Consider the following 2554-nt stretch of genomic DNA (forward strand, 5'->3'; position numbering starts at 1 on the left):
GTGCCGGACTGGCGGCACCTGCCCGCGCCGATCGTCGACCTGAACGACTCGGCCGCCGCGTTCCTCGCCTCGGTCACCGTCACCGACCCGCAGCAGGTGCTCACCCTGCTCCGCCGCGCGCCGGCACACACCGTCGAGGTCCAGCTGCGGGCGTTGCGCGCGATGATCGACCTCGGCGCGGCGACCTACGCCGACCATCCCGGGCTGGACGTCTTCGCGCACGCCAAGCGGACCCTCGACACCCTCGCGGCGACGACGCCCGGCGACTGGCGGGTGGCCTGGTACGGCGGTCTGCTCGGGCTGGCCTCCGGCGATCTGGTCAAGGCGAAGGCGCGGTTCGACGAGGTGTACTCTTCGCTGCCCGGCGAGCTCGCGCCGAAGCTGGGGCTGGCGCTCGCGCTGGAGATGGCCGGTGAGCACGCGGCGGCGGCGGGCTACTACGACGTGGTCAGCCGCACGGATCCGTCGTACACGACGGCGTCCGCCGGGCTGGCCCGGTGCCGGCTGGCGACCGGTGACCGCAGCGGCGCGGTGGAGGCGTACAACCGAGTGCCGGGGACGTCGGCGGCGTACCACAGCTCGCAGGTGGGCGCCGTGCGGGCGCTGGTCCGGCCGCACCCGGCGGCCACCGGGGACGTGGCGGCGCTGGCGGCGGCGGCCGAGCTGATCGACCGGCTGGAAGTGGAGGCGGCACAGGTGGCGGCGTTGCGCGCGGAGTTGCTCGAGCAGGCGCTGCTCGCGCTGGACGGGGGGCGGCCGGTTCCCGCGGTCGTCCTCGGGTCGTCGCACGACTCGTCTCAGTCTTCTCAGCCGGGAGCGGTCGCCGACGAGCGCGGGGTGCGGTTCGCACTGGAGGCGGCGTACCGGGAGATGGCCCGCGCCGCGCACGGCATGGAGAAGATCCGGCTGGTGGACCTGGCCAACGGCGCCCGGCCGAGGACCCGCACGTGACCGCGGTGGATTGCCTGTCCTGCGACGACGAGCGGCTGGCGGGGGCGACCTTCTGCGAGGCGTGCGGACGCCGGCTGGTGACCTGCGCGCACTGCGGCGGCGGGGTTGGCGACGACGGATATTGCGAGAGCTGCGGGATGCTGGCCGAGCGGCCCAACGACCACCTCGAGATCGACCTCGGCGAGGCCGGCGGCGCGGTCACCGACCGGGGGCTGCGGCACCACCGCAACGAGGACGCCGTGTTCATGACGGCTCGCGGTGCCGACGTCGACCTGGTGGTGTGCGACGGCGTGTCCAGCTCGTCCCACCCCGACAAGGCCTCCGCGGCGGCGGTCGCCTCCGCCGGAGCGCTGCTGCCGTCCGCCGATCCGGCCGCCGCCGTGGCCGCGGCCGCCGGGGCCGTCGCCGAGCTCGGTTCCTCCAGCGACGCTCCGGCCTGCACGATCGTCGCCGCGACGCTGCGCGGTTCGTCCGTCGCCTTCGCGTGGGTCGGGGACAGCAGGGCCTATTTCGTTCCGCTCGACGGGCCGGCCGAGCAGCTCACCGAGGACGACTCGTGGGCCCGGCACGCGGTCGCGATGGGCGCCGACCCCTCGACGGCGATGCTCGACCCCAAGGCGCACGCGATCACCGCCTGGCTGGGCGCCGACGCCGGCCCGGTCCGGCCGCACTCCGGAACCTTCGAGGTGAGGGCGCCGGGGCATCTGGTGCTGTGCAGCGACGGGCTGTGGAACTACCTCACCGGGCCGGACGAGTTCGCCGAAGCGGTCCGGGATGCGCTGACCGGCTTTAATTGCATCGCGGCGGCGCGTTCCCTGACCGATCTGGCCAAGGAGCGTGGCGGCGCGGACAACATCACCGTGGCGCTGGTACCTGTGAATATGGCACCCGAGGGAGGTTCTCGTGGCGTACACCGCTGAGACGTTCCAGAACGAGTACCTGCCGCTCGGCGCGAGCGAGGTCAACGCGATCGTGACGGTCACCGCCACCGGCACGCCCGGGGTCCGCCGAGCCGGCGGCGCGACCGAGGTGATCATCGTCGACGCGTCGGGCTCGATGCAGGCCGAGGGCCGGATGGACGCCGCGAAGCAGGCCGCCAAGGCCGCGGTGCACTGCCTCGACGACGGCGTGCACTTCGCGATCATCGCCGGCGTCAGCACCGCCCAGCAGCTCTTCCCGGCCCCCGGGCAGCTGGCCGTGTCGTCGGCGGAGACCCGGCGCGACGCGGTGCTCGCACTCGACCGGCTGCGGCCCAGCGGCGGCACCGCGATGGGCGCCTGGCTCAAGTTGGCCGGTCAGCTCTTCGCCCAGCGGCCCGGCGACATCGCGCACGCCATCCTGCTCACCGACGGCGACAACGGCGAGCACACCGGATATCTGGAGCGCGTCCTCGCCGACCTCGCCGGCAAGTTCCAGTGCGACTGCCGTGGCGTCGGCACGAACTGGAAGGTGGCCGAGCTCCGCAAGATCGCCTCGGCGATGCTCGGCTCGGTCGACATCGTCGCCCGGCCGTCCGACCTGACCGCCGCCTTCGAGCAGATGATGACCGCGGCGATGGGCAAGGTCGCGGTCATTCAATTACGGCAATTTGGAATTTCGAAAA

3 protein-coding genes are annotated in these 2554 nt (G+C 73.2%); all 3 read left to right on the forward strand.

The window, feature by feature from the left end:
- Positions 1-951: tetratricopeptide repeat protein (locus AB0M20_RS37665; protein WP_364305596.1), on the forward strand; the 951-nt coding region annotated here is incomplete at its 5' end.
- Positions 948-1871, forward strand: a complete 924-nt coding sequence (locus tag AB0M20_RS37670; RefSeq protein ID WP_364305597.1) for a protein phosphatase 2C domain-containing protein — start codon at positions 948-950, stop codon at positions 1869-1871. The genes AB0M20_RS37665 and AB0M20_RS37670, both read left to right, overlap by 4 nt.
- Positions 1855-2554 (forward strand): vWA domain-containing protein (locus AB0M20_RS37675; protein ID WP_364305599.1); only part of this gene is annotated, 700 nt, incomplete at its 3' end. The genes AB0M20_RS37670 and AB0M20_RS37675, both read left to right, overlap by 17 nt.

Source organism: Actinoplanes sp. NPDC051633 (genome assembly GCF_040681735.1).
Taxonomy (GTDB): domain Bacteria; phylum Actinomycetota; class Actinomycetes; order Mycobacteriales; family Micromonosporaceae; genus Actinoplanes.